Below are 2,872 nucleotides of genomic sequence, written 5' to 3'. Positions count from 1 at the left end.
AGTCTGACGGGTGTCCTCGGTGATGTTGGGCTGAAAGATCGCCTGAAAGACCACTCGCACCGGATTGGAAAATCCCGTCGCGGTGTAGGTCATCTGCGGCAGAAGCCGCGGAATTCCGCCAGCCCAGAGTGCTCGCCGCGCCACCGCGCGCCGACGCGTCAACCGGGTGACGACAAACCACGCCAGCAGCAGCAGGACCGCAATAGCCACGATGCTGTAGGAAGGCGACATGGCGAATACCACCGGGTTTGCTTCCATACCGCGCAGCAGCACCACGAGGCCGCGTCCAGGCAGCAGACCCCTGCCCGACTGAGCGCCCAGATTGTGGAAGTCCTGGAGGAATGCCGGTGGAAGCTGCCCGTTCTCGGCGTTTGCTGTAAAGAACGGCTGTACCAGGGAAGTGGTGACGCTGGCGCTGGCCAGCGGCTCCACGGTCCGGTTGAGCACAGGAAGGATGTAGGTCGGGAGGATCCCCAGCAGCAAACAGACAGCGGCCAGAAACCCCAGAGGAAATCGGGCGCCCGCGCGCGCGCGCAGCCGCGGCTCCCACGTCCCCCTGCGGATGCCGAGAAAGCTCATGGCGTAGACCTTCACAAAACAGGTCACCGCCAGCGAGGCAGTGAGTGCGAGAGCGGCGCCACAGAGGGCGAAGACAATCCTGATCGAGGTGGAAGATAGGACAGCGCTCCGCAACAGCGCCTGCAGCGTCATCCACTCGCTGACGAAGCCGTTGAACGGAGGCGCAGCGGAAATCGCCAGACAGCCCACAAGGAAGATGATCGACAGTCCTGGTAGCAGTCGCGACAGGCCGCCGAGCTGGTCCATGTCGCGTGTGCCCGTTTCAGCCTCCACATAAGCCGTACCTTGGAAAAGGAGCGTCTTGTATATGGAGTGATTCAGCATGTGATAGAGCGCCGCCGACAGGGCAATGGCAGCCGCAACGGGATGCCCCGTGGCGCGATAAATCAGGAAGGCTCCCAGGCCGGCCACGATGATTCCCGCATTCTCGATGGAACTATGGGCAAGCATCGTCTTCATGTCGTTATCAGTTGTGGCGTAGAGAATTCCCACCAGCGCCGTGATGCTACCCACGACCAATGCGAGCACGCCCGTTCCGTAGCCAGTGTGAATTAGATCGGCATTGAGCCGCAGAATTCCGTAGAAGCCAAGATTGAGTGTGACGCCGGCGAAAACTGGTATGAAGATAGATGGGGCAGCAGTATAGGACCGTGGAAGCCAGAAATTGACCGGAACAAGACCGGCTTTTACTCCAAACCCGAAGAATCCGAGAAGAAACACGCTCCACAGCGCTTGCGGCGAAAGCCCGGCAGCCGCCGCACTCAGAGCGGAAAACGAGAGATCCGCCGCGCTCCTGCCCAAAATCAGGAAAGCAACGACCACGGCCAGAAAGCCGGCTTCGCTCATAGCCAGCATGATGTATCCTGCCGTCTTGTCCGATTGCCGCCGCAGGTCGTAGTTGAGCAGCAGAAAACACAGGATCGACATGCACTCCCAGCTAATCAGGAAGAGCGGAGCATCGCTGGCCACGAGAATCAGCACAACCGAAGCCATCAGGGCAAAGTACAGGACGCCGTAGCGATGCGTGGGATATGCGTCATCGAGTTGGTCTTTGATGAAGTTTCTTACAAAAATAGAGACCGAGAAATATACAATTCCAGCGGCCAGCAGAAATATGGAGCTCAGCGCATCGAGGCGAACTGTGAGCCGGCCGAACCCATCGAGCGTCCAGAGCGAGGCTTCGTAACTCTGGCCTGTCACAAGCACGGTCGTCGAAGCAAGAACCATGAGTAACGACGACAGCGTCCCCACGATGGCAATGACCAGCGGGGCACGCTTCCGGCCGGATAATGCCGAAAGGAGGATTCCTCCTGCACAGGCCAGGAAGAACGAGACCAGCGAAGCGCCGGTTACCGAAGTCATAAATTAAGATCTCCCTTCGGAAACAAGTTCGTCTTGAGTTACAGACTTGCGTCCGGTGGCAACAAGCAGGCCATGCAAAATGGCCAGGGGCGGCGGCGGATTTCCCGGAACTTCAAAATCGACCGGCAATACCGAACCGGCACCGCCCGCGCACATAAAGCTGCGGCCGAACACTCCGCCTGTAATGGCGCAACTTCCTACAGCCATCGCGCGCCTGGTTGTTGGCATGGCCTCCCAGGTCTTGAGCAACGGTCCCCTCATGTTCTCGCTCACAGGGCCGACGATGAGCAGAATATCTGCGGTGCGCGGCGTCGCCGTAAAGAAGAATCCCAACCGGTGCATGTTGTAAAGAGGATTGTTCAGTTGCTTGACTTCATGAAGGCAAGCACCACAATCCCCGGCATCCACCACCATGATGTGCATGGATTTGGAAAAGGCCGAGGGCAGAGTGGCAAATTCAGATTGCTTGGCAGGCAGCCTTGTCCATTCGTATCCGGCATCCCAATTCATCGGCGAGGGGATGCACAGGTGACAACGCTGGCAATGCACGCATTTACCCATATCCACGAAGGCCGATCTGCCGTGGGCAAGAATCGCTCCGGTAGGGCAGATCGCCGCAGCGCGTTGGGCATCGTAGTCAGATTCGAATTCAGTGTTGACTGGGCGGCCAGGGGAGATGCCGGGAGCCGTTTCTGCTCTGCGCGGATAACGAGTTGATTGAATGCCCCTGCGCAAGCCGTGCAAGAACCAAAAACTCATTGCAGTTCACCTCTACCGGTCACATTCGGTTGCGGACAGACCCCAAGTTGCGAGAATGATCGGAAAATCCTGAAACGCGAAATCCTCGGCCGCAACGTGAAACCCAAGCCAATTGGTAAACGATGGTGTAATCGCGTGGTAGCGCTCGACCAAGCCTCTTTCGTCAATGCTC

The 2,872-nt window shown here is 58.3% G+C and carries 2 protein-coding genes; both read right to left on the bottom strand.

Annotation, left to right across the window (positions count from 1 at the left end):
• Positions 1-1,941: proton-conducting transporter membrane subunit (locus VMU57_RS04855; RefSeq protein ID WP_325381372.1), on the bottom strand; the 1,941-nt coding region annotated here is incomplete at its 3' end.
• Positions 1,942-1,944: 3 nt separating this feature from the next.
• On the bottom strand, positions 1,945-2,685 hold the full coding sequence (locus tag VMU57_RS04850; RefSeq protein WP_325381370.1) for a hypothetical protein: 741 nt from the start codon (positions 2,683-2,685) through the stop codon (positions 1,945-1,947).
• Positions 2,686-2,872: the final 187 nt, after the last annotated feature.

Origin of the sequence: Edaphobacter sp. (assembly GCF_035532915.1) — a bacterium.
Taxonomy (GTDB): Bacteria; Acidobacteriota; Terriglobia; order Terriglobales; family Acidobacteriaceae; genus Edaphobacter.
The sequence above is the reverse complement of the archived record's forward strand: the minus strand, read 5'-3'. Positions and strand labels throughout refer to the sequence as shown.